This is a genomic window from Rhodoferax sp. (assembly GCF_039922535.1).
GTDB lineage: Bacteria > Pseudomonadota > Gammaproteobacteria > Burkholderiales > Burkholderiaceae_C > Rhodoferax_B.
The window spans coordinates 1-24,065 of record NZ_JBDTEM010000107.1 but is presented as its reverse complement, the minus strand read 5'-3'; the positions used below and the strand labels follow the sequence as shown (position 1 = coordinate 24,065).

Sequence of the window (24,065 nt, the reverse complement as noted above, 5' to 3'; positions counted from 1 at the left end):
CGTTCAACCTGCTCAAACTGGGCCCTGACCGGTTGATGGTCGTGTTGAGCGATTTCACGCGGGAGGTGCAACGGGAGCAGCAAGGTCTGGCCCGCCGCCTCAGCGCCGCCGCCCGCATGGACAACCTGACCCGCATGCCCAATCGTGCGGTGGCGCTGGAGCGCTTGCAGCGGGCCATGGATAGTGCGCTGGGGGAACCGGGCCACGCATTCGGCGTACTGTTTTTGAACTGCGACCGCTTGAAGCAGATCAACAACACCCAGGGCCATGCGGTGGGCGACGAAGTGCTGTCCATGCTGGCCGACCGCTTGCGTGCCACAGTGCGCTCGCGCAGCCGCTTGGGCCAGCCCCATGGCGGTGAGCAGATAGCGGCACGCGTCGGCGGGGATGAATTTGTGGTGGTGCTGGACGACCTGGAGCACCCCGACGATATCCACGTCGTGGCGCAGCGCTTACTTGACGCACTGGCCAAGCCTTACGGTATTGGCTCCCAGCAGCTGCATTGCAGTGTCAGCATAGGCATTGTTTTGCGCGCGCAAACCCACGGGGATGCCGATGCGGTGTTGCAGTGCGCCAGCATTGCCATGGTCGAAGCCAAGCGCGCCGGGGGCGGGCGCTATGTGGTGTTTGAGCCCGCGATGCATGCCCGCGCAGCGCAACGCTCTGGTATCGAAGCCGAGTTGCGCCTGGCGCTGGCGCAAGAGCAATTGTTTGTGGTGTACCAACCGGTGGTCGGTTTGTTGGGGCCCGAGCGGGCCAATGGCTCGGTAGACCGCGCTGCGGGTGTCGAAGCGCTGGTGCGCTGGCAGCACCCCACGCGGGGCGTGGTGCCGCCGTTTGAATTCATTGGCGTGGCCGAAGAGTGCGGCCTGATCTGTGCGCTGGGCGACTTTGTACTGGCCACCGCCTGCCGCCAGTTTGTACAGTGGCAGACCCTGCTGGGGCCCCGGGCACCGCGCCTGCTGGCCGTTAATTTGTCGCGGGCCCAATTGGCCCAGCCGGGCTGGGTGGCGTACGTGGCCGAGCTGTTACGCAGCACCGGCATGGCCCCGGCGCAGTTGCAGCTGGAAGTGACGGAAAGCCTGGCTGCCCAAGACGAGAACGTGCAGGCGCGCCTGCATGAGCTCAAGGCGCTGGGCCTGAGTTTGGCGCTGGATGACTTCGGCACCGGCTATTCCTCGTTGGCCAGCCTGCACCAGTTGCCGGTGGACATCGTCAAGATCGACCGGTCTTTCGTGTGCCAGGCCGACACCAGCCACCACCACCGCGTGCTGATCGAAGCCACGGTGCGGGTCGCCCACAGCCTGGGCATGGGCACGGTGGCCGAAGGCATAGAAACCGAAGCCCAGGCCGCCGTGGTGCGGGCCTTGCAGTGTGACAAAGGCCAAGGCTATCTGTTCAGCCGACCTTTGATGGCCGACGACTTGGTGCGCTGGCTCCATACGGCTGCTTAAGCCGCCTGTCAATTATTAGTGCCAAATAGGCCTCTGGCGCAGGTACTACCTGCGCTGGCAGCTATCAAAACAGGAGTTTTCTCACGCTGTGGGCAGCAGCGTTTGCAGCCAGGCCACAAAGTCTGCCTGCATCGCCGCGCTGATGCCGTGGTCGATGGGGTAGCGGTGGCTTTGGTAGGACACGCCCAGCGCGGTCAGCAGCAGGTCGGAGCGCTCGGCCCACACCACCGGCAGCTTGCTGTCGAACTCGCCGTGGCCCACAAAGGCCTGTAATTGCGTGAGCTGCCCGGATTTGGCCAGATGCGGCTCCAGCTCCGGCAGGATGCGGCCCGACAGCAGGCCAAACCCGGCCACCCGCTCGGGCGCGCTCAAGCCCACGCTGGCCGACATAATGCCGCCCTGGCTGAAGCCTGCCACCACGGTGCGCTGCGGTGCAATGCCATGGGCCTGTTGCAGCTGGGTGATGAAGGCGAGCAGCGCCAGCCTGCTGCTGTCGGCCTCGGCCGCGTCAATGCGCGGCCCATCGGCGGTAAACGCCACCCGAAACCAGGCAAATTGCCCCGGCCCCAGCGTCAGCGGGCCGCGCGGCAGCACCACCAGGGTGCCGGGCTGCTGCGTAGAAATAGCGGCGGCCATGTCCAGCAGATTGGTTTCCGACCCGCCCACGCCGTGCAGCAGCAGAACCAGGGCGGTGGGACGGGCAGGCTGCGGCTGGAGCACGCGGAAGGCGAGGGCGAAGTCGGGGCTGGTGTGCAGGGCGGTCACGGTGAATTCCTTCTTTCAATGGGTGCTGGTAGGCAGACCCCAGGCGTAGGACTCCATGGAGAGTACGCCGTGGGTCATGCCGCCGTCGATCACGGTGGGTGCTTCGTCGGCATGGTGTGCGCCCATGGCGACCAGCAGAGGCAAATAATGCTCCTCGCTGGGGTGGGCGCGCTCGGCATGGGGGGCCAGGCGGCGGTAGTCCACCAGTTGGTCCACCGCGTTGCCGGTTACGGCCTGGCGGATCCAGTGGGTGAATTCGACCGCGTAGTCGGCAGCCGCGGAATGGGCCTGGCGGAACTCGTACAGGTTGTGCGTCATGCTGCCCGATGCCAGCACCAGCACGCCTTGTGCCCGCAGCGGTGCCAGGGCCTGGCCTAGCCGCAGGGCGGCGGCGGTGTCCAGGCCGTGCGGCAGCGACACCTGGAACACGGGGATGTTGGCTGCGGGCAGCAGGTGGCGCAACGGCACCCAGGCCCCGTGGTCCAGGCCGCGCCGCGCGTCCAATGTCGCGGGCCAGCCCGCGTCCGCCAGCACGCGCTGCACCTTGGCAGCGATGGCCGGGGCACCGGGCGCGGGGTAGCGCAGGCTGTACAGGGCCTTGGGGAAGCCACCAAAGTCGTACACCGTCTCGGGTGCGGCGCTGGCCATTACCTGCACGCCACGGGTTTGCCAGTGCGGCGACACCACTAGCACGGCGGTGATGCCTTGCAACTGCTGGCCCAGCGTGGTCAGCAAGGGGCCGAGTGTGCCGGGCTCCATAGCAAACGTGGGGGCACCGTGGGATACGAACAGCACCGGAGCGAGAGTGGATGGGGAAGTCATAGCCGCTACTGTATAAGCTACAGATGCAGAGATAAACGGCCTAAAATAAGATTCATTGTTTCACTGAAAAGCACAATGGACCGGTTTCTGGAAATGCAAACCTTCTGCGCCGTGGTCGACGCAGGCAGTTTCGTCAAGGCTGCTGAGGCGCTGGGCCTGTCCAAGGCCGCCGCATCGCGCTACGTGGGCGAGCTGGAGGCTCGGCTAGGTATCCGCCTGCTGCAGCGCACCACGCGCCGCCTGTCGCTCACCGAAGAAGGCCAGGTGTTTTACGCCCGCAGCAAAGAACTGTTGGCCGGCGTGGACGAGGCCGAGGCAGAGATCACCTCGCGCAGCGGCGCGGCCAGCGGCCTGCTGCGCATCAACGCGCCGGTCACCTTTGGCAACCTGCACCTGGCCCCGCTGTGGGGCGTGTTCCGCAGCCAGCAGCCGCTGGTGGCGCTGGACATTACCCTGTCTGACCGGGTGGTGGACTTGGTGGAGGAGGGCTATGACGTGGCCATCCGCATCGCCACCTTGCCCAGCTCCACCCTGGTCAGCAAGCGCCTGGCCAGCACCCGCATGCTGGTTTGCGCCTCGCCCCAGTACCTAGCCGCGCACGGCACGCCCCAGCACCCAGCCGACCTGGCCGACCACGCCGTGATCGCCTACAGCTACTGGGCCAGCAAGGATGAATGGCATTTCGACGGCCCGGCCGGGCAGGTCAGCGTGCGCACCCACGCCTGCATGCACACCAACAGCGGCGACACCTGCCGGGCCGCCGCGCTGGCGCACCAGGGCGTGATCCTGCAGCCGAGTTTTCTGGTGGGCACCGATCTGGCCGCGGGCACACTGGTGGAACTGCTGCCCGGCTACCAGGCCATGGAGATGGGCATCTACGCCGTCTACCCGACCCGCAAACACGTGGCGCCCAAGGTGCGGGCGCTGGTGGACTTTTTGGCCGAGATCTTTGCGCAGGAGCGCACATGGTGAGAGGCCCGTTACGGCCCCTGGGTTGTGTATCAAAAGACCATTTAGCGCAGGGTGGATAAGCGCAAGCAGCTATAAAAACAGCAGCGTTGCGCGTCCGCCCTGCAGGGATTTATTTAGCCGCGGTTATTTGCGTTTCCATCTGCTTGGCTGTATCCAGATGGTGTTGCACGTCCGGCAGCATCTTGTCGGCCAGGGCTTTCAGATCGGCGTCCTTGCCGTTTTTCTGGATGTCCTGCAGCAGCTTGACTGCGCTTTCGTGGTCGCCCACACCCATACGTTTCACGTACTGGCTGTCAAAGGTTTTGCCGGACAGCGCCTTCATGGCGGTTTCCTTGGCTTTGTGCATCACGCCCACACCATCGGGCAGTTTGACGTTCTTGGCGGCGCCCAGTTGCTCGACTTCGCTCAGCGCCTTGCCGTGCGCGTCCACCATGGTCTGGGCAAACTTCTTGATGTCGGGATTTTGCGATTTTTCCAGCGCCAGCTTGCCGGCTTCAACTTCGGCGCGGTTGGCCTGGGCCAGGTTGCCTAGCATGCGGCTGTCGGCGCTGGCGAGTTTGCTGGCATCGGCAGGGGCGCTGGCCGCGGGGCCAGCCATGGCGGGCTCCGCGGTGGTCTGCGCCCAGGCGGAGGCTGTCGCCAGCGCCAGCGCGCAAACGCCGCCGGCCACCAGGGCCTTTGTAATGTGGCTATGCGCGGTCATGCGCGTAGGTTGGGGGGGTGAAATATGGAACATGGGCTAACTCCTTCAGTCCGTTAAGGAATGTCGGCGTGGTAGCTCCTGGCAGATCGCTTAGGACGGCTACACACTCCAACGGCGATGGAGCCAGTTTCCGGCACAGGCTGGCCGGTGTCCGCAGGAGATGTTCCCCTGGCCGTGTAGGAAATGCCCTGCTTTCTGGCTAAGCGGTCTGTGCGCTGCTGAAGAAGCGGTAGGTGTTTTTGCCGGCCCGCTTGGCCGCATACATGGCGGCATCGGCGTTCTTCAGTAAATCGGCGGGTGTGGAGCCGGCGCTGGGGTGCATGGCGATGCCGATGGACGCACCTACCTGCACCTGCTGGTCGCCGAGCGTCAGCGGCGCATGCACGGCGGCGACGATGCGGGCGGCGATCTGCGCCACGTAGTCCTGGCCTAAGGGGTTGTCCAGCAAGATGACGAACTCGTCGCCACCCAGCCGCGCCACGGTGTCGTTCTGCCGCACCAGGGTCAGTAGCCTTTGGGCCACCTGCACTAACAGTTCGTCGCCCCGTTCATGCCCTAGCGTGTCGTTGACCTGCTTGAACTGGTCGAGGTCCAGGAACATCAGGGCCAGCTGGCGCGGCTCGCGTTCGGTTTTGGCGATCGACTGGCCCAGCCGCTCCATCAGCAGCTGGCGGTTCGGTAGGTCGGTCAAGGGGTCGTGCAGGGCCAGGTGGCGGATGCGTTCGTCCTTGTGCCAGCGCTCGGTGATGTCGTTGAAGACCGACACGTAGCGGTCTGCCGTGCCGACTGAGCCGGGGATGGTGGTCACGCTCTGCCATTCCAGAAACGCTTCACCGCTTTTGTGCCGGTTCCACAGCTCACCGGCCCAGTGGCCGTGGTCGGCCAGCGACTGGGCAATGGCGGCGTAGAAAGCCGTGTCGTGGTGGTGGGATCGCAGCAGTTGGGACGGGCAGCCCAGCACCTCTTCGGCGGTATAGCCGGTGATGGCGCTGAAGGCCGGGTTGACCGACAGAATCAGACCGGCGGCATCGGTGACCATGATGCCGTTGACCGTGTTGTTGAAGACGCTGGCGGCCAGCTTGAGCTCGCTCTCGGTGGTCTTCAGGTAGGTCACGTCGTTGATCAGGACAAAAAAGCCCAGCACATCGTCCAGCGCATTCAAGTCGGGAATGTAGTGCACCAAGGTGTAGCCGGTGCTGCCGTCGGCCTTGGCCAGGGCCCGCTCAAACTGCTGGCGTTGGCCTGCCAAGGCCGCACGGACATGGTCTGCGTTCAGCGCCCACATGGGCTCGCCCAGCAGCTCCAGCATGCTGCTGCCAATCACATCTTCGGACTGGATGTTGAACCACTCCAGGTACGGTTTGTTGGCAAAGTGGCAGCGCAGGTCTTTGTCCCAATACGCCACCAGGCTGGGCATGGCATCGGTAATGGTCTGGACGAAGCGTGCGCTTTTGGCCAGCTCGCGCGCCACCCCCTCGGCATGCTGGCGCGCACCCAGCAGTTCGGACTCGACCTTGTGCTGTTCCAGCGCGACAAAAAACACCCAGTAGTAGCAGTCTGCCCCCGCATGCAGGCCGCGTTGGCAGTTCACCGTGACGGGGATGCTCTGGAGGTCGGCTGTTTGCACCTGCAGATGCAACTCGTTAGCCGCACCCTGGCTGTGCAAGAGGCTCCACACCTCGGTCTGCAAAAAAAGCCAGCTGTGCGGTGCCAACACATCTTCTATGGAACAGTGCTGCAGCTGCTGCGCTGCGCGACCCACCAGTGAACACAAACGGTGGTTGGCCGCCTGGATGGTGCCCAGCGGGTTGGTCACCAGCACCGGGCAGGGCAGCTGGTTCAGTGTCTCCATGGCTGCCGCTTTGGGTTTATGAAGGCGGTGGCCTCCAGGCTTTCAAGCCAAAAATGGCCGGGTTCGGGCGCGTGGCGGCTCGGTAGCGTGTGGATAGCATGTCCCCTGGTACGTCTTATAAGGCACTGTTTATAGCAGCAGTATGTACCGCCAATTTGTACCCTTTGGGCCCTATAAATCGGCCACGATTTTGTGCAAATAGGCCAGTGCAATCCGGGGCGTGGCGTTCAGCAACCCGGCGATGGCTTCCACGTCGTCGGCCAGGGCGGGGTTGTCCCAACCGTGAAGGGTGTGGCGTGCCACGCGCACGGCCAGCACCACGTTTTGCACATTGGCCTGTTCGGCGTGGCGTGTATCGCTGATGCGCACCAGCAGGGCGGGAAATTGCCACTGGCGCATCAGTTCCTGGGCCAAATCGTCCAGTTGGATGTGTAACACGGTCTGCTGGATGGTGGCGCTGCGCAGGGTGGGGTCGGCCTGCTGTGCGGCCTGGATCTGCAGGGCCAGCGCGGGCGCGTGGCACCAGAGCAGCAACTCGGCAAAATCGTGCAAAAACGCGGCGTGCAAGATCACATCTACATCCATGTCGGCCCGGTGCACTGCAAAGCCTAGTGCAAACAGGCGCGCGCGCTCTGCCCGCAGCAGCAGGTCTTGCACGGCGGCTAGCGCCTGCGGCTGGTTGGCCAGGCGGTCTTCTACCGTGGGCTGCGGGCCAAACTGGCGGAAGAACGGGGCGATCCCCAGCATCACCAGCGCCCCGGTGATGGTTTCGGTTTTGCTGGAGTCCATCACGTGTGCGCCGGGGCGGCGCAGGCTGGCTACATGGGCCATCACCTTGATGGTCATGAGCGGATCGGTCTGGATGATCTTGGCCAGCATGGCCGCATCCACGTCGTCTTCTGTGGGGCGCAAGGTCTCCAGGGCACGGGCGGTCTCGGCCATCACCGGGATCTCGGCGCTGGTGCAGTAGCGCGTCCAGGCGGCCAGGTCGGGCAGGGCTTCGGTGAGTTGGAGTGCAGACATGTAAGCCAATGTACCGCACGTGCGGCGAAACTGCCAATGTTTGATGCCAAATCAGCCTCTGGCGCAGGTAGTACCTGCGCTAGGCGCTATAAAAACAGGAATGCTGAGGCGCCGCCTAGCTGCGGTGGTCGGCAGCCGCTGTGTTGCCAGATGGGAGGTGGAGGTTTGACGAGAAGCGGTAGGTGTTCTTGCCGGCCTGCTTGGCGGCGTACATGGCGCTGTCGGCCTGTTTCATGAGTTCCGAGGGGGTGCGTCCGTCCTTGGGGTAGATGGCGATGCCAATCGATGCGCCAACCCGTGCCTGCTGTTGGTTGAATTCCATGGGTTCGTTGGTGACGGCGATGAGCAGCTTGGCGATCTGCACAATTTCTTCGTGGCTGTTCGGTTCACCAAGCAAGATGACGAACTCGTCGCCCCCCACGCGGGCCACGGTGTCCGATTTACGTACCTGGGCCAACAGCTTGTGGGCCACGGTTCGGAGCAGTTCGTCGCCAATGTCGTGGCCCAGTGTGTCGTTGACGATCTTGAAGCGATCGAGGTCCAGGAACATCAGCACCAGACCGCTTTTTTCGCGGTCGGCGATGCCGATCTGGTGCTCCAGCCGGTCCATCAGCAAGGCGCGGTTGGGCAGGTCGGTCAAGAGGTCATAGAAGGCCAGATGCTTGATTTTTTCGTCCCGGCGCCGCAGTTCGGTAATGTCGTGGAAAACCGATAGGTAACGCGTCGGTTCACCCTCCACGGAGTCGATACGGCTGATGGTTTGCTGCTCCAGGAACAGGGTTCCGTTCTTGCGGCGGTTCCAAATTTCGCCCATCCAGGTGCCGGTTGCCACCAGTTCCTGCCACATGTCGGCGAAGAAAGCCTGGTCGTGGTGGTGTGATTGCAGCAGGCTGGGATTCTGGCCTATGGCCTCGGCGGCGCTGTAGCCGGTGATCTTGGTGAAGGCTGGGTTCACCGACAGGATCAGGCCTTGCGCATTGGTAACGAATATGCCTTCGTGGGTGTTCTCATACACGCTGGCGGCCAGCTTGAGTTCGAATTCGGCCCTCTTCAGCGGAGATACATCGTTTACCTGGGCGAAGAATCCAACCACCTGGCCCTGTGCATCGGTGTCGGGGATGTAGTTGGCCAGGGTGTAGCCCAGGTTGCCGTCTGGTTTGGTGAGGGTGCGTTCAAAGTGCAGCTTTTCGCCAGCCAGTGCCCGCCTGATATACGGCTCGTTCAGTGCAAACAGGCGTTCACCCATGAGCTCCTGGATGGTGATGCCGATCATGGCTTGCGGTGATCGGCCAAACCACTCCTGGTAGGCGTGGTTGGCGAAGCGGCAGTGCAGGTCTTTGTCCCAATAGCCCACCATGCCGGGCATATGGTCGGCGATCTTGTTGATGAAGTGTTCGCGCTGCGCAATGGCCGCTGTTGCAGCTTCTGCACGGTGCTGCTGTTCGGATAGTTGCTCTTCTGCCAGCTTGCGCCTAGTCACATCTTCGTGCGATACCAGCACCTTGCGGGGTCCTGTGCCGGCCACGGCCTGCACCCGGACCAGGAACCACCGCTTTTCGTTCGGTGCGTGGCAGGGGTATACCGCCTCAAACTCGCTTTGTATGCCTTGCAGTACGGTGCGGACGCCGAGGGCTATGGCTTTTGCACTAGGGCTGTCGCCGGCAGCATCGCAGATGTGCAGGTAGTTAATGCCAACGCAGCCCTGGTGGTATGCCATGCCATTGCTGCGGGCAAAGTCGCGCCATGCTGCATTGGTTTCCAGGATCTCACCATTGGCATCCAAAATCGCCATATGCATGGGCGTCGATTCCAGTATTTGGGATGTACGTGGTCCTGTGGGGGTAACTTCTTTTTCTGCGTTCATGGCGGTTCGCCGGTTGCTGCGATTGCTGCGAGTTTTCAAACACAGCCCGCTTTTCCATGCCCAGACTGCTTTCGTGCATCATAGGTCGCGTGGGAGCCCATGGCCAATGTGGAGGTACCCTGATTGCGGTATCAACTGCGGATGGTGTAGGCGCAAATTTTTAGATTCAATCGACCTCAGGGCCATTTTTCATCTGCACAAGACGCTATCAAAAAATAGCATGGCGCGCTTATCCCAAGCGCACAATCTGCCCGGCGCGGGCCTGGGCCATGGCCTTGTGCAGGATCTTGTAGGTATCGAAGTCAAATGCTGGCTGGCCGGATTCCAGCAGCTCGGCCACTTCGTCTTCGCGTTTGGCCGTGCCTAAGTAACGCCATTCGTGCAGCACATGCAGGTCGCTGCCTTCGCGCAGACCCACCGGGCCGGGATGCGGCCAGCGCTGCACCTTGTGGCGGGTCAGCGCGGTGAGCAGCGCCAGATTGTGCTGGGCCATGCTTTGTGTGCCCACGCAGGCACCCGCGCATTGCCGTACCTGGTAAGCGAAGCAGGGTTTGCCGGCGGCGATCTGCTCCAGGCCCAGCACACCGCGGCACAGGCCCTGGGTGCTGGCCAGGGTTTCCAGCAGCTGTTGGGCCTCGCGGCGCGAGCGGAACGGGCCGAACAGATTGTCTTGTAGACCCAGCGCGATGTCTGGGCCGTTGACCAGGCGCGGCCGCAGCGGCGTGTGCAGTGCGCTGCTGTCGTCCAGCTGCCAGGCGTGCAGGTCGCGCTGGCGGCGCAGCTGCACGTTCATGCTGGGCTGGTGGTGTTTCACCAACCGGGCTTCCAGCAGCAGGGCGCCGACTTCGCCCGCGGTTTCTATCCAGTCGATGTCGGCCACTTGCTGGCTCAGCCGCATCTCCTTGGGTTGCGACAGCGCGGCGCTGAAGTGCGCCAGCACGCGGCTGCGCAGGTTCTTGCTTTTGCCGATGTAGAGCGGGCGGCGCTGGGCGTCGAAGAACAGGTAAACGCCCGGCGTTTCGGGCAGCCGGTCGATGTGCTCGGCGTCCAGTTGGGGCGGCACGGCCGGCCGGGCCGACAGGCTGGTGACCGCGTTCAGCAGGGTGACCGGGTCGAAGCGGGTTTGCAAAATCTGCCAGAACTGCGCCAGTGCATCGGCATCGGCCAGCGCGCGGTGCCGGTCGGGCATCTGCAGCTGGTGTGTGGCGATCAGCGTGTCCAGGTTGTGCCGGGCCTGTTGGGGGAACAGCAGTCGCGACAGCTTGACGGTGCACAGCACCGGGGTCTGCCAGTCGATGCCGCAGGCCTTGAACTCGGCGCGCAAAAAGCCGTAGTCGAAGCGGGCGTTGTGCGCCACAAACAGCTTGCCACGCAGCCGGTCCAGGATGTCGGCGGCCACGGCTTCGAACGGCGGTTGGTCGGCCACCATGGCGTCGTCGATACCGGTGAGCTTCTGGATAAAGGCCGGGATACGCGTGCCTGGCTGTATCAGCTGGCTCCAGCGGCGCACATGCGGACCGTCCACTTCCACAATGCCGACTTCGGTGATGCGGTCCCGCCCGGCGCTGCCGCCGGTGGTTTCAATGTCGACAAAGGCCAAGGGCGGAAAATCGGAATGCATACCTACAGCCTAGCACCGCGGCGTTCGACCGCACCCCGTGGGGCCTTACCGCATATTGCCGGTGTGCCCCAGCGAATAGCGGCCGGGCTGGGGCCAAACTGTCAGGCCGTGCGGCTCGGCACCCACCTTAATGGACTTGACGGCCCCGGTTTCGGTGTCGAAGGCGTAAACCACGTCGTCGAACCGACCGGATAGCCAAAGGGTTTTGCCGTCGGCACTGACGTTGCCCATGTCGGGGCTGCCGCCGCCGGGAATGGGCCAGTTGGCGACCACTTTGCGGGTGGCGAAGTCGAGCACCGAGACGCTGCCCTTGCCGTGGCGCTGGCCGTGCACCATGTTGCTGCCGCGGTTGGAGATGTAGAGCTTGCTGCCGTCGCGGCTGGGGTACAGGCCGTGGGCACCGGTGCCGGTGGGGATCAGGCCGATCTTGGTAAAGCTGTCGCCGTCCACTACGTGGATGCCGTCGGCCATCATGTCGGCCACATAGAAGACCTTGCCATCGGGGGAAATGCGGATGTCTTGCGGCATGCCCTTTTTGTCCAGCAATAGGTAGCCGACCACCTTGCGGTTCACCATGTCGATCTTGGCCAGTTTGCCGCCGAATTCGCAGGTGAACAGGGCGTAGCGCCCGTCGATGGAGAAGTCGGCGTGGTTGATGCCCTTGCACTCGGGCACCTCCAGGCTGGACTGCAGCGCCATGCTGTGGGCATCGCGAAAGTCCAGCCGAGCATGGGCTTCGGCCACCACGATGGCCTGCTTGCCGTCGGGCGTGAAGTACCTGTTGTAGGGGTCGTCCACCGGCACATCCTCGCCGCGCTTGCCGGTTTTGGGGTCGATGGGCGTGAGGCTGCCGTTGTCCTTGCCCTCGGCATTGTTGGCCACCCACAGGGTTTGCAGGTCCCAGGCGGGCACCACGTGCTGCGGGCTGTGGCCCACCGCAAATTTGTCTACCACTTTCATGGTGGCAGGGTCGATCACGTACACGTCGTTGGAGCGCAGATTGGGTACGTAAATGCGCGGCAGGGCGCTGGCCACAGCGGGGCTCAGATGGCCCGCACCGGCTTCGCTGTACAGGTTGCTGGGGTTGACCACCGGTGGCATGCCGGGCACGGTGAGGACTGGGGTAGGGGGCGCGGCGAAGGCGCTGTGGCTCAGGGCCAGGGCGGAGACGATGGATACGGTGAGTCGGGCGAGGTGGAACATGGGATGTGTGAGCCAGTTAGGGAAATAGGTTAATTTAGCGGGCAGAGGTGCTGGCTTTGAGCGCCTGGACGGTTTTGCTGACGATGGCATCGATGCCAAGTTGGCCCAGCTCCGCCGTGGCGCGGCGCGGGTCGCCGCCGTACACGCCGTCGGCCTGGCCCACTTTGGGGCCGCTGCGCATGGCCTCCTTGCGCACCATCTGCGGGGCCACGGCCAGCAGCAGGGCGGTGTCGGCCAGGCCCGCATGGGTGCCGATTTCATCGTCGCGGATGCCGTGCTGGCGCAGGATCTGGGCGTAGCCGTCGGAGCTGGTGCTGTAGTAGACCTCGGGCACGATGGCCCGGGCACCATTAGTGGCGCCTGTGCTGGCCCAGCTTTTGTTCAACAGGGCCACCACCTGCTGTACATCCTTCTGGTAGCCGCCATGGTCGCCCAGAAACACGATGTTTTGGAAACCGTGCACCTTGAAGCTGTTGGCGGCGGATTCCAGGGTTTTCTTGAACACCTCGTCGGGCACGGTGATGGTGCCGGGAAAGCGCATGTGGGAGGTCGTGGGGGCCGTGCCACCCTCGGGCACGTAGGCGATGACCGGGGCCACCAGGGCGTTGCCCAGGCCTTCGGCGATGCGTTGTGACAGCACCTTGACCCGGGCGTTGTGCTTGCCTAGCGCCACATAGGGGCCGCTTTGCTCGGTGCCACCGATGGGCACCAGGATGGTGGTTTTTCCCTGGTGCACCAGGTCGCGCAGTTCGGTCCAGGTTAGGTCTTCCAAAAACACGGTGTGCGGGGCTTGTGCCCAGACGGTGTGGGTGGCAAAGAGCAGGGCGACGCCTGCCAGCAAGGTCTGCGCGCGATGGAGAAGGTGGTGCATGGATGGATTCTGGTGAAGGGTCTAAAGCGCCGTAGGTCGAGCCTGCGAAGTGTCTACAGTTCCCAAATTTTCGCTTTGTTTCACGTCAAGTCGGGGTAAAGCATCCGCATGCAACTTATGGGGGTATGGGCAAATCCATGTCGAAACGGACTATATTGGATGCCAGTTATGTGCCCATTCATGTGCTAATTCACCGAAGCGAGCCTTATGAAATTTGAACAGCTGATTGCCTCTGAAGCCCTGATCCCTTCGCTGCCCATCACCATTGCGCAGATCTTCGGTGAATTTCAGAAGCCCGAGCCCAATGTCCGCCAGATTACCACCCTGGTGTCGGCCGAGGTGGGGCTGACCGTGCGGGTGCTGCGCCTGATCAACTCTGCCCGCTACGGCAGCGGTGGCCGCATTGGCACCATGGAGGCCGCCATACCGTTGCTGGGCCTGAAAGCGACCAAGCAACTGGTCAGCGCTGCGGCGGTGGGCGGGGCTTTCCGCGAGGTGCCGGGTGTCAACCTGGCCGAGTTCTGGCGGCATAGCCTGGATGTGGCCAAGATTGCCCAGTCGTTGGCCGGTTCGATGCGGCTGGACCAAGGGCTGGCCTTCACCGCTGGTTTGCTGCATGGCGTGGGCGATCTGGTGATGAAGATGGCCATGCCCGACCAGCCCTGCATGCAGCCCAACTTTGCCCAGGACAGCAACCGCCACGCTAGCCAGCGGGCCGAGCTGGGCTATTCGTACGCCGATGTGGGAGCGGCATTTGCCGCCAAATGGCGCTTTCCGCAGGAGATTGTGGATGCCATACAGCACCACCCAGATCCGCAAGACGATGTGGCCGCCGACACCCTGGCCGGTATTGTGTACCTGGCTTCTTGGGGCGGACGCGCCCATGAGCTCGACCTGGACACCCCCAGCATGTTGGAGCAATACCCGCGCCGCGTCGCCGATGCGATTGGCTGTACCGACGGGGCGCGGCTGTGTTCGGAAGATGCGATTGAATGGACGCGCCCCGAGGAGGCCGGTGACTTCGCCTGAGCCTGTGGCCCACCGCCAAGCTGCACCATCCCCTACTGCAAGCTAGGGTAAATACCGGAGCCAAAATGGCTGCTGGCGCATATCGCGTGTGCGCGAACAGCTATCAATACCGTAGTAGATCCTGGTACGGATCTGCGCGGCAGTGCCAGGATTTCAAAAATATGATGATTAGGTCGGGATTGGCGCGGGCAATCTGGGGCTTACCGGTCTATTAGGGGTGTTTCGTCGGATGGATTAGGGTTCAGGGTATTCCCTCGGTGGATTTGGGGGGTTTATTTGTATTATTAATGGAGGTAAGCGACCGGGCTTTGCGGGCGCCACCACCTGAACCCGAGGTCTTTGCACGGTTCCTGCGCCAGCGGGCGGGCGTGCAGGCTTTGGCAACATCCAAAGAGACGAAAGAACACACCATGCATTTTGCGAAACGTACCACCGTGCAGGCCGCGGCCAGCTTGGCTTTGGCCTCCATCGGCCTGATGACCGCCGCAGCGGTCTCGGCCAAAGAAGTGACGGTCTGGGCCTGGGATCCGAACTTCAACATCGCCATCATGAAGGACGCTGCCGCCCGCTATACCGCCAAGCACCCGGATGCCACGTTCAAGATCGTGGACATGTCCAAGTCTGATCTGGAGCAAAAACTGCAAACCACGCTGGCTTCGGGCGTGACCAAATCGCTGCCCGACATCGTGCTGGTGGAAGACTACAACGCGCAAAAATACCTGCGCTCGTTCCCCGGCTCGTTCGAGCCGATGACGGGTAAGGTCAACTACGCTGGGTTTGCCAAGTACAAGGTGGACCTCATGACGGTAGATGGCAAGACCTATGGCCTGCCGTTCGACTCGGGTGTCACCGGCATGTACTACCGTAAGGACTTGCTGGCCAAGGCCGGTTTCTCCGAGAAAGACATGGAGAACATCACCTGGGACCGCTACATCGAAATCGGCACCAAGGTCGTTGCCGTCACCGGCAAAAAGATGCTCGGCATTGACCCCAATGACAACGGCCTGATCCGCATCATGATGCAGTCCGCCGGGCGCTGGTACTTCGACAAAGACGGCAAGCTCGACATCAAGGGCAACCCCGCCCTCAAGGCCGCCATGGAAGTGCAGGGCAAGCTGCTCAAGTCGGGCATCGTCAAGCCCGTCACCAACTGGGCCGAGTACGTAGGCGCGGTCAACAAGGGCGACGTGGCCAGCATTACCACCGGCGTGTGGATCACCGGCGCGGTCAAATCCGAAAAGAGCCAGGCCGGCCTGTGGGCTGTGGCCCCCACGCCCAAGCTGAATATTCCGGGTGCCACCCATGCATCCAACCTGGGCGGCTCCAGCTGGTACGTGCTGTCGGCCGGCAAAGAAAAGGCCATGGCCGTGGACTTCTTGAACGAAATTTTCGCCAAGGACGTGGATTTCTACCAAAGCATCCTGACCTCGCGCGGCGCGGTGGGCACCCTGATGGCCTCACGTGCGGGCAAGGCCTACAGCGAAGCCGATCCGTACTTTGGCGGTTCGCAGGTGTGGCTGCGCTTTAGCGACTGGCTGGAAAAAGTACCCAGCGTGAACTACGGCATGTTCACCTACGAAGGTGATGCCGCCGTGGCGGCCCAATTGCCCGCCCTGGCCAACGGCATGCCTGTCGACCAGTTGCTGGATAAGATCCAGCAGCAGTTGGCTGCGCAAATCAAGTAATTCGCTCACCCCCAGACTTCAGCGCTCCGCGTCTTTCGCCAACCCCCTTGCAGGGGGCAACACCAGTAGCCTGGCAGAGCCAGATCTGCGGTGTTTATGGGGGGCGTGCGTTCTGTCTGAAGGATGGGGCCGCGTTCACCGTTGTGGACACAGCGGGCGGGTACCACTGCCCCCAATGCCAGTTAGTTCAGGAGTTTTTTTATGCGGCAAGCAAGCAGGCCGGGTTATCGCCGCTTCTTTGACATCAACGGGTGGGCTTTTGTGTCGGCAGCGCTGCTGCTGATCGCCACCTTCATGGTCTACCCCATCGGCAAATCGCTGTACATGTCGCTGCACGCGGGGCAGGGCACCATGGTGCGGTTTATCGGCCTGGGCAACGCAGAGCGCTTGCTGGACGACCCGATTTTCCAGCGGGCCCTCGTCAACACCTTCATCTTTTTGATTGTGCAGGTGCCCATCATGATCATGCTGGCGCTGGTGATGGCCTCCTGCCTCAACATGCCCAACCTGCGGTTTCGCGGGCTGCTGCGTACCGCCGTGTTCTTGCCCTGCGTGACTTCGCTGGTGGCGTACTCGGTGCTGTTCAAAAGCATGTTTTCCTACGACGGCCTGGTCAACGTGACGCTGCTGTACGTGGGCATCATCGACCAGCCCATGCCTTGGCTGACCGACCCGTTCTGGGCCCGGGTGGTGGTGATTGCGGCCATTACCTGGCGCTGGACGGGCTACAACATGATCTTCTACCTGGCGGCCATGCAAAACGTAGACAAATCCATCTACGAGGCCGCGCGTATCGACGGTATTTCGGCCACGCGCCGGTTTTTGTCGATCACCATTCCGGTGCTGAAACCGGTGATTTTGTTTACCACCGTCACGTCCACCATCGGCACGCTGCAGTTGTTTGACGAGGCCTTGAACATCACCAACGGCGGCCCGGCGGACAGCACGCTGACGCTGTCGATGTACATCTACAACCTGTCGTTCAAGTTTGTGCCCAACTTTGGCTATGCGGCCACGGTGTCGTACGTGATTGTGGTGCTGGTGGCGATATTGGCTTTCTTCCAGTTTTATGTGGCGCGGGAAAAGGAGTAATGCAGATGTCCTTTGAAAAAATCCGCATGGCGTTTATTTACCTGTTTTTGTGGGTCATGGCGTTTTTGTCGATATTTCCATTTTTGTGGATGGTGATCAGCGCCACCAATGTCAGTAACGACATCACCAAAGGTAAATTGTCTTTTGGCAATGCCTTGGTAGCCAATTACCAAAAATTTGCGGTGTTGTTTGACGTGGGGCAGGTATTTTGGAATTCCGGAAAAATTGCCATTTTGGGATCGGTTCTGACCCTGTTGGTATCGTCTTTGGCTGGCTATGGGTTCGAGGTTTTTAAATCGCCCATCCGCGAACGGTTTTACCAGGGCATTTTGGTGTCGATGATGATTCCGTTCGCCACCCTGATGATTCCGCTGTTCACCCTGCTGGCCTCGTTCGACATGCTGGACACCCACATGGCGGTGATTCTGCCCACCGTGGCCTCGGCCTACATGGTGTTTTATTTTCGGCAAAACACCAAGGCGTTTCCTGCAGAGTTGCGGGATGCGGCGCGGGTCGATGGTTTGAAAGAATGGCAGATATTCTTGTTTGTCTATGTGCCGGTAATGCGCTCCACCTATGCCGCGGCTTTCATTATTGTATTTATGGCGACGTGGAATAGTTTCTTGTGGCCGCTGATTGTGTTGCAGTCGGTGGAGCTGAAGACCATTACCCTGGTACTGTCTTCATTGGGTTCTTCGTATACGCCCGATTTTGGCGTGATTATGGTCGCCACCGTGATGGCCACCATTCCCACGCTGGCGGTTTTCTTTGCCATGCAACGCCAGTTTGTCGAAGGCATGCTGGGTTCTGTTAAATAAGGTTTTAAAAATGCGGTTGGTTCAAAAAATAAATGATGGTTGGATTTTCCATGCGGATTTTTCGCAAGACTTGATTGCGAATGCCAAGGCCGGTGAAACGGTGCGCCTGCCGCACAACGCGGTGGATCTGGAGATGAATTACTTTGACGAAAAGTCGTTCCAAAAAGAGTTCGCCTACCAGCTCCACCTGCCTTGGCAAGCTGCGTTCCAGCACCAGGAAGTCGCCTTGGTGTTCGACGGCTCCATGGCCAATACGGTGGTGTGGGTCAACGGCCAGCAGGTCGCGCAGCATGCCGACGGCTACACGCCTTTCGAGGCGCGGCTGACCGGCTTGCTGCAAGCGGGCGACAACCTCATTACCGTCAAGATCGACGGCAGCGAGAACCCCGACATCCCACCCTTTGGTGGTCAGATCGACTACCTGACTTACGCCGGCATCTACCGCGATGTGTGGCTCAAACTGACCGATGCGGTGTCGATTGCCCGCATCAAGGTGGAAACGGCGCACGAGCTCAGCGATGCCAAAGCCGTCACGGTGATAGCCACTCTGGCCAACCCGCGTGGCGTGGCGCTGGCGGGCTCGGCGCGGGCCGAGCTGTGCACGCTGGACGGCACGGTGCTGCAGCAGCACACGGTGGCCTTCACGGGCGACACGGTGCGGCTGGTGTTCGAGAACCTGGCGGGCCTGGCGTTGTGGGAGCTGGATTCGCCCCAGCTCTACCGCGTGGCCCTGCATATCGATACACCGGATGGCCAAGATACGCTGGATGCCCGCTTCGGCTTTCGCACCGCCCGCTTTGCCACCGATGGCTTCCGCCTGAACGGCAAGCTGCTGAAAATCCGGGGCCTGAACCGCCACCAGTCTTACCCTTACGTGGGCTACGCCATGGGCCGCCGCGCGCAAGAGCTGGATGCCGACATTTTGAAGAACCAGCTCCACTGCAACCTGGCGCGCACCTCGCACTACCCGCAGTCGCCGTATTTTCTGGACCATTGCGACGAAATCGGTCTGTTGGTGTTTGAAGAGATTGCGGGCTGGCAGCACATTGGTGGCGCCACCTGGCAAGACGAATCGGTAGAGAACGTGCGCCGCATGGTGCAGCGCGACTGGAACCACCCCAGCATCATTTTGTGGGGCGTGCGCATCAACGAATCCCGCGACAACCACGACTTCTTCGCCCGCACCAACGCCATGGCCCGCGCGCTGGACACCACCCGCCAAACCGGCGGCGTGCGCTGCCATGAAAAAAGCGAGCTGCTGGAAGACGTGTACACCATGAACGATTTCTTCCACATCGCGCCACCCGACTGGCTGCCCGGCCGCACCCCTGCGCCGCTGCGCCAGACCCGCGACGTGACCGGCCTGGCCCATGACGTGCCCTACATGGTCACCGAATACAACGGCCACATGTACCCCACCAAGCGCATCGACCCCGAGGATCGCCAGGCCGAGCACGCCACCCGCCACCTGGAGGTGCTGAACGCCGCCTACGCCAACCCGCACATCTCTGGCGCCATCGGCTGGTGCATGTTCGACTACAACACCCACAAAGACTTCGGCGCGGGCGACCGCATCTGCCACCACGGGGTGATGGACATCTTCCGCGCACCCAAGTTCGCTGCTGCCGTGTACGCCAGCCAGTGCCCGCCGCAAGAGCAGGTGGTGCTGGAGCCCGTGACCTACTGGGCGCGGGGTGAAAAAGACCGCTGCGAAGTGCTGCCCTTGCTGGTGCTGACCAACTGTGACTACATCGAATTCAAGTTCGGCGACTTCCCTGTGAAGCGCGCCGAGCCCGACCGCGCCAAGTACCCGCACCTGCCGTACGCGCCCGTCACCATCGACAGCCGCCATGTGGATATGGCCGAAGTCGGGGCCTGGGGCATGCAGTGGCTGGACTGCCAGATCACCGGCTTTGTGGGCGGCCAGGCCGTCTCCCATGTCACCCTCAGCGGCAACCCGCTGCCCACCACGTTGGAGGTGGTGGCCGACAGCACCACGCTGCTGGCAGGTGAGAAAGATGCTGTGCGTTTCACCGTGCGCGCGCTCGACCAGTGTGGCCGCGTGCTGCCGTTTTTAGACGACGTGGTGGCGGTGGAAGTCACCGGCGGTGCCAAGCTGCTCGGGCCGGAGCTGGTTTTGTTCAAAGGCGGCGTGGCGGGCTTCTGGGTAGAGAGCACCGGCGCGCACACCGACACCCAGGTAGTGGTGTCCACTCGGCGGCTGGGTCGCCAGGTGCTGACCTTGACCGCCGCATAAGGAGAGCGCTATGGCCGATGTCAAACTCACCAAAATCACCAAATCCTTTGGCAATACCGATGTGATCCGCGGCGTGGATCTGGAGATCAACAAGGGCGAATTCGTTGTCTTCGTCGGCCCGTCCGGCTGCGGTAAGTCCACACTGCTGCGCATGGTGGCGGGCCTGGAAGACATCACCAGCGGCGACCTGGAGATTGGCGGCCTGCGCGTCAACGATGTAGACCCGTCCAAGCGCGGCATCGCCATGGTGTTCCAGTCGTACGCGCTGTACCCGCACATGACGGTGCGCGAAAACATGGGCTTTGCCTTGCGCTTTGCCGGGGCGTCAAAGACCGAGGTGGCCACCAAGGTAGATGCCGCCGCTGCGGTGCTGGGCCTGGGCCCGCTGATGGACCGCAAGCCCAAAGCCCTGTCGGGCGGCCAGCGCCAGCGGGTGGCGATTGGCCGCGCCATCGTGCGCGATCCCAAGGTGTTTTTGTTCGACGAACCTTTGTCCAACCTGGATGCCGAGCTGCGCGTGCACATGCGCATCGAAATCGCCCGGCTGCACCGCGAGCTGGGCTCCACCATCATCTACGTCACCCACGACCAGGTCGAGGCCATGACGCTGGCCGACAAGATCGTGGTGCTGCGCGCAGGCAAGGTCGAGCAGGTGGGCGCGCCGCTGGAGGTGTACGACAACCCGGCCAACACCTTTGTGGCGGGCTTCATCGGCTCGCCGAAGATGAACTTTCTGGACGGCAAAGTGCGTGGTGCCGAGGGCCCGCTGTGCCAGATCGAACTGCCAGGCTTCGGCGGCATTGTGGTGTCGATCCCGTTTACCGGCCCGGTGCCCGCTGTCGGCACCGAAGTCTCAGTAGGCGTGCGCCCCGAGCATTTCCGCGAGGACGGCGACGGCCACCTGCAGCTCACCATCGACATGCTGGAGCACCTGGGCGGAGAGACTTTTGCCTATGCCCGCGCCGAATCCGGCAGCCTGATGGTCATCAAGACCGAGCACGGTCGCGCCCTGCGCATGGGCCAGGCCTTCGATGCCCGGTTTCAGACAAAGCTGGCGCTGCTGTTTGACCGCGCTACCGGCGCGCGCATCTATTGATGCCACGGGCGGCTGCTTCAGAAATTTAACTAAAAACAGCCGCCAGCGCATATGCCACCTGCACAAGCAGCTATAAAAAGCATAGTTTTCGCTGGTGCCCATGTCGTGCCGCGGCCATAAGCAGTCGTGCCGGTAGGGGCGTGTGGGGCTGATTGGGGCAAGACTGGGGCCGTTCAGCCCCTTTCCTCTTCCAAGCTCCTCCCAGCCGCGCATGACAGCCTCCTACGTTTACCTCTTCATTGCCATCGTCGCCGAGGTGGTGGCCACCAGCTTTCTCAAAAGCTCCGAAAGCTTCACCCGGCTCTGGCCCAGCGTGGTCACCGTGGGGTGTTACGCCATCGCCTTTTTGTTCCTGTCCCTCACCCTGCGCACCATCCCCACCGGCGTGGCCTATGCCATCTGGTCGGGCACGGGGATTGTGCTGATCTCGCTGGTGAGCTGGTGGTGGTTCGGCCAAAACCTGGACCTGCCCGCCATCGCCGGCATGGGGCTGATCATTGCCGGAGTGGTGGTGGTGAATGTGTTTTCGAAGACGGCGGGGCACTGACACACCGCAGACTTATTTTTCATACATTAAATAAGCCTCTAGCGCAGATAGAGCCTGCACAGTCGGCTATAAAAAGCATAGTTTTGTATCTATGTGTGTGCTGCAGCGCACAGACCGTGTCACACCCCGTGGCTACATTGGTCTGGTAGCCGTATCCAAGTCCTTCGGCTTGCAGCGTGCCGCGCGAAAGACTCCCCATGGCACTGCACCAGACCATTGAAACGCACGACCAGGACATCGAGGACGTGTATTCGACGGATGCGTCCCAGCGCCGCCTGCCCAAGTACCGCCTGCCGGACCATTCCACCGCCGCCTCCGCCGCCTATAACCTGGTGCGCGACGAACTGCTGCTGGACGGCAACTCGCGCCAGAACCTGGCCACCTTTTGCACCACCTGGGTCGAGCCCGAGGTGCAAAAGCTGATGGCCGATGCGCTGGACAAGAACATGATCGACAAGGACGAGTACCCGCAAACGGCCGAGATCGAAAACCGCTGCGTGCACATCATTGCCGACCTGTGGCACGCCCCCAAGTCCTGGGACACCATTGGTTGCTCCACCACCGGCTCCAGCGAGGCGGCGATGCTCGGCGGCCTGGCCCTGAAGTGGGCCTGGAAGGCGCGACGCGAGGCCGCCGGCCTGCCCACCGACAAGCCCAACTTTGTCTGCGGCCCGGTGCAGATCTGCTGGAAAAAATTCGCCCGCTACTTTGACGTGGAAATGCGCGAAGTGCCACTGCGCGGCGATGCGCTGGGCCTGCAGCCCGCCGACTTAGCGCAATACTGTGACGAAAACACCATCGGTGTGGTGGCCACGCTGGGCGTGACCTTCACCGGCATCTACGAGCCCGTGGCCGCCTTGGCCGAAGCGCTGGACACCATGCAGCGCGACCTGGGGCTGGACATTCCCATCCACGTGGACGCGGCCAGCGGCGGCTTTGTGGCCCCGTTCATCCAGCGCGATGTGCAGTGGGACTTTGGCGTGGAGCGGGTCAAGTCCATCAATGCCTCGGGCCACAAATACGGCCTGGCCCCGCTGGGCGTGGGCTGGGTGGTGTGGCGCAGCAAGGCCGATTTGCCCGAAGATCTGATTTTTTACGTCGATTACCTGGGCGGCAACATGGCCACGTTTGCGCTCAACTTCAGCCGTCCGGGCGGTGAAATCATCGCCCAGTACTACAACTTTTTGCGCCTGGGCCGCGAGGGCTATACCCGCATCCAGCAGGCCTGCTCGGACACCGCGCAGTGGCTGGCGCAAGAGCTGGCCCAGATCGGCCCGCTGGAGCTGGTGTACGACGGCAAGGGCGGCCTGCCCGCGGTTTGCTACAAGCTCAAAGACGGCGTGGCGCACGGCTTTACGCTGTACGACTTGTCCGAGCGGGTGCGCATGCGCGGCTGGCAAATTGCCTCGTACCCGCTGCCCAGCGACCGGCAGACCGTGGTGGTGCAGCGGGTGCTGGTGCGCCACGGCGTCAGCCGCGATTTGATCGCGCTGCTATTGCAAGACCTGCGCAACGGCATCGCCTTTTTGCAGCAAAACCCGGTGCTGCGCTCGACCGCCGGGCCCACCTTCAACCACGGGGCCGAATCGGCCAAGGCGGACGCGTGCGTCCCCTTGTTGGTTACCGACTAAACCCGACCGAACCCGACTGAACGCCATGCATGCATTTCTGGTTTTTCTGCAGCAGAACCCCTACATCCTGCTGTTTGCCGTGGTCGGCCTGTCGGTCTGGGTGGGCCGCTGGACGGTGATGGGCTACGGCCTGGGGCCGGTCGCTTCGGCCATCACCATCGGCTGCGCGGTGGCCACCTGGGGCGCGGCCAACGGCGTGGAGTTCACGCTCGACACCTTCACCAAGAGCCTGTTTTACTACCTGTTCATGTACGGCGTGGGCCTGCGCGTGGGGCCGTCGTTTATCAACAGCCTGAAGGGGGACGGGCTGAAGTTCGTCTTTTTGGCCACGCTGTCGTCCCTACTAGGCCTGGGTATCATCGTGCTGGGTGCGCGCTGGATGGCGCTGCCCGTGGGCGCGGCGGGCGGTATTCTGGCCGGTTCGCAAACCATGTCGGCGGCGATTGGCTCGGCCGAGCAGGCCATCACCTCGGGCGTGGTGCCTATACCGCCCGGCTCCACGGCGGCCGATGCCACGGCCATGATTGCTTTGTCTTATGGCCTGACCTATATCTGGGGCACGGTGGGCATCATCCTGATCTGCAAATACCTGCCGCGCTGGTGGCGGGTGGATGCGCGCCAGGCCGCGCAAGACTACGAGCGCGACCACGGCGTGCCCAATGTGGACGACGCGGGCCTCAGCGGCTACCGCCCGTTTGACCTGCGCGCTTACAGGGTGGTGCACCCCGACACGGTGGGCCAGAGCATCGCCCAGTTTCGC

Annotated in this window: 19 protein-coding genes and 1 pseudogene; 11 read left to right on the top strand and 9 right to left on the bottom strand. The window is 62.5% G+C overall.

Translation table 11 applies throughout. The features are described from left to right. Positions 1-1,454: EAL domain-containing protein (locus ABI213_RS05050; protein WP_348026285.1), on the top strand; the 1,454-nt coding region annotated here is incomplete at its 5' end. A gap of 81 nt (positions 1,455-1,535) precedes the next feature. On the opposite strand, the gene ABI213_RS05045 is transcribed toward ABI213_RS05050, so the two are convergent. Together ABI213_RS05045 and ABI213_RS05040 are read right to left on the bottom strand one after the other, a co-directional pair. After that, the gene (locus tag ABI213_RS05045) at positions 1,536-2,219 is read right to left on the bottom strand and encodes a phospholipase (RefSeq protein ID WP_348026283.1); all 684 of its coding nucleotides are present in this window, start codon (positions 2,217-2,219) and stop codon (positions 1,536-1,538) included. A 15-nt stretch (positions 2,220-2,234) separates the two neighbouring features. Next, a complete protein-coding gene (locus ABI213_RS05040) occupies positions 2,235-3,041 on the bottom strand; it encodes a class III extradiol ring-cleavage dioxygenase (protein WP_348026281.1) in 807 nt (268 codons plus the stop codon). Between the two features lie 75 nt (positions 3,042-3,116). On the opposite strand from ABI213_RS05040, the gene ABI213_RS05035 reads away from it, so the two are divergent. Continuing rightward, positions 3,117-4,013 (top strand): LysR family transcriptional regulator, encoded by an 897-nt coding sequence (locus tag ABI213_RS05035; protein WP_348006309.1) that lies wholly within the window; start codon positions 3,117-3,119, stop codon positions 4,011-4,013. Between the two features lie 109 nt (positions 4,014-4,122). Here ABI213_RS05035 and ABI213_RS05030 read toward each other — a convergent pair whose 3' ends face one another. The 7 genes from ABI213_RS05030 to ABI213_RS05000 all read right to left on the bottom strand — a co-directional run bounded on the left by ABI213_RS05030 (position 4,123) and on the right by ABI213_RS05000 (position 13,150). Next, positions 4,123-4,749, bottom strand: coding sequence for a DUF4142 domain-containing protein (locus ABI213_RS05030; RefSeq protein WP_348006310.1), 627 nt, complete (start codon positions 4,747-4,749; stop codon positions 4,123-4,125). A 166-nt stretch (positions 4,750-4,915) separates the two neighbouring features. Beyond that, a complete protein-coding gene (locus tag ABI213_RS05025; RefSeq protein WP_348006311.1) occupies positions 4,916-6,568 on the bottom strand; it encodes a sensor domain-containing diguanylate cyclase in 1,653 nt (550 codons plus the stop codon). Positions 6,569-6,739: 171 nt separating this feature from the next. Continuing rightward, complete coding sequence (locus ABI213_RS05020; RefSeq protein ID WP_348006312.1) at positions 6,740-7,591, bottom strand: HDOD domain-containing protein; 852 nt, start codon at positions 7,589-7,591, stop codon at positions 6,740-6,742. 115 nt (positions 7,592-7,706) lie between these two features. Continuing rightward, positions 7,707-9,389, bottom strand: coding sequence for a diguanylate cyclase (locus ABI213_RS05015; RefSeq protein WP_348006313.1), 1,683 nt, complete (start codon positions 9,387-9,389; stop codon positions 7,707-7,709). 295 nt (positions 9,390-9,684) lie between these two features. Next, entirely contained in the window at positions 9,685-11,076 is a 1,392-nt protein-coding gene (locus tag ABI213_RS05010; RefSeq protein ID WP_348006314.1) for an exonuclease domain-containing protein, read from the bottom strand. A 45-nt stretch (positions 11,077-11,121) separates the two neighbouring features. Further along, positions 11,122-12,279 carry a YncE family protein gene (locus tag ABI213_RS05005; protein ID WP_348026279.1) on the bottom strand — a complete coding sequence of 386 codons (1,158 nt, stop codon included), beginning with the start codon at positions 12,277-12,279 and terminating at the stop codon, positions 11,122-11,124. Between the two features lie 34 nt (positions 12,280-12,313). Beyond that, a complete protein-coding gene (locus ABI213_RS05000; RefSeq protein ID WP_348006316.1) occupies positions 12,314-13,150 on the bottom strand; it encodes a creatininase family protein in 837 nt (278 codons plus the stop codon). 207 nt (positions 13,151-13,357) lie between these two features. Between ABI213_RS05000 and ABI213_RS04995 the strand changes: the two genes are divergently transcribed. From ABI213_RS04995 to ABI213_RS04955, 9 genes and pseudogenes are all read left to right on the top strand, one after another. Continuing rightward, a complete protein-coding gene (locus ABI213_RS04995; protein WP_348006317.1) occupies positions 13,358-14,179 on the top strand; it encodes an HDOD domain-containing protein in 822 nt (273 codons plus the stop codon). A 410-nt stretch (positions 14,180-14,589) separates the two neighbouring features. Then, on the top strand, positions 14,590-15,864 hold the full coding sequence (locus ABI213_RS04990) for an extracellular solute-binding protein (protein ID WP_348006318.1): 1,275 nt from the start codon (positions 14,590-14,592) through the stop codon (positions 15,862-15,864). 201 nt (positions 15,865-16,065) lie between these two features. Further along, entirely contained in the window at positions 16,066-16,956 is an 891-nt protein-coding gene (locus ABI213_RS04985) for a sugar ABC transporter permease (protein WP_348006319.1), read from the top strand. Positions 16,957-16,961: 5 nt separating this feature from the next. Then, positions 16,962-17,774, top strand: a complete 813-nt coding sequence (locus ABI213_RS04980; RefSeq protein ID WP_348006320.1) for a carbohydrate ABC transporter permease — start codon at positions 16,962-16,964, stop codon at positions 17,772-17,774. A 70-nt stretch (positions 17,775-17,844) separates the two neighbouring features. Beyond that, complete coding sequence (locus tag ABI213_RS04975; protein WP_348026277.1) at positions 17,845-20,031, top strand: glycoside hydrolase family 2 TIM barrel-domain containing protein; 2,187 nt, start codon at positions 17,845-17,847, stop codon at positions 20,029-20,031. Between the two features lie 10 nt (positions 20,032-20,041). Continuing rightward, positions 20,042-21,127, top strand: a complete 1,086-nt coding sequence (gene ugpC, locus ABI213_RS04970; protein ID WP_348026275.1) for a sn-glycerol-3-phosphate ABC transporter ATP-binding protein UgpC — start codon at positions 20,042-20,044, stop codon at positions 21,125-21,127. A gap of 211 nt (positions 21,128-21,338) precedes the next feature. Next, complete coding sequence (locus ABI213_RS04965; RefSeq protein WP_348006323.1) at positions 21,339-21,674, top strand: SMR family transporter; 336 nt, start codon at positions 21,339-21,341, stop codon at positions 21,672-21,674. Between the two features lie 197 nt (positions 21,675-21,871). Further along, complete coding sequence (locus tag ABI213_RS04960; RefSeq protein ID WP_348026273.1) at positions 21,872-23,305, top strand: glutamate decarboxylase; 1,434 nt, start codon at positions 21,872-21,874, stop codon at positions 23,303-23,305. 25 nt (positions 23,306-23,330) lie between these two features. Beyond that, a pseudogene (locus tag ABI213_RS04955) lies at positions 23,331-24,065 on the top strand (transporter); the annotation flags it as partial.

Bases quoted from the DNA above. Each gene is read 5' to 3' on its own strand.
- ABI213_RS05020 (WP_348006312.1), bottom strand. From the start codon at position 7,591: ATGTCTGCACTCCAACTCACCGAAGCCCTGCCCGACCTGGCCGCCTGG.
- ABI213_RS05040 (WP_348026281.1), bottom strand. From the start codon at position 3,041: ATGACTTCCCCATCCACTCTCGCTCCGGTGCTGTTCGTATCCCACGGT.
- ABI213_RS04960 (WP_348026273.1), top strand. From the start codon at position 21,872: ATGGCACTGCACCAGACCATTGAAACGCACGACCAGGACATCGAGGAC.
- ABI213_RS05015 (WP_348006313.1), bottom strand. From the start codon at position 9,389: ATGCATATGGCGATTTTGGATGCCAATGGTGAGATCCTGGAAACCAAT.
- ABI213_RS04990 (WP_348006318.1), top strand. From the start codon at position 14,590: ATGCATTTTGCGAAACGTACCACCGTGCAGGCCGCGGCCAGCTTGGCT.
- ABI213_RS05005 (WP_348026279.1), bottom strand. From the start codon at position 12,279: ATGTTCCACCTCGCCCGACTCACCGTATCCATCGTCTCCGCCCTGGCC.
- ABI213_RS04980 (WP_348006320.1), top strand. From the start codon at position 16,962: ATGTCCTTTGAAAAAATCCGCATGGCGTTTATTTACCTGTTTTTGTGG.
- ABI213_RS05010 (WP_348006314.1), bottom strand. From the start codon at position 11,076: ATGCATTCCGATTTTCCGCCCTTGGCCTTTGTCGACATTGAAACCACC.
- ABI213_RS05000 (WP_348006316.1), bottom strand. From the start codon at position 13,150: ATGCACCACCTTCTCCATCGCGCGCAGACCTTGCTGGCAGGCGTCGCC.
- ABI213_RS04985 (WP_348006319.1), top strand. From the start codon at position 16,066: ATGCGGCAAGCAAGCAGGCCGGGTTATCGCCGCTTCTTTGACATCAAC.
- ABI213_RS05035 (WP_348006309.1), top strand. From the start codon at position 3,117: ATGGACCGGTTTCTGGAAATGCAAACCTTCTGCGCCGTGGTCGACGCA.
- ABI213_RS04965 (WP_348006323.1), top strand. From the start codon at position 21,339: ATGACAGCCTCCTACGTTTACCTCTTCATTGCCATCGTCGCCGAGGTG.
- ABI213_RS04995 (WP_348006317.1), top strand. From the start codon at position 13,358: ATGAAATTTGAACAGCTGATTGCCTCTGAAGCCCTGATCCCTTCGCTG.
- ugpC (WP_348026275.1), top strand. From the start codon at position 20,042: ATGGCCGATGTCAAACTCACCAAAATCACCAAATCCTTTGGCAATACC.
- ABI213_RS05030 (WP_348006310.1), bottom strand. From the start codon at position 4,749: ATGTTCCATATTTCACCCCCCCAACCTACGCGCATGACCGCGCATAGC.
- ABI213_RS05025 (WP_348006311.1), bottom strand. From the start codon at position 6,568: ATGGAGACACTGAACCAGCTGCCCTGCCCGGTGCTGGTGACCAACCCG.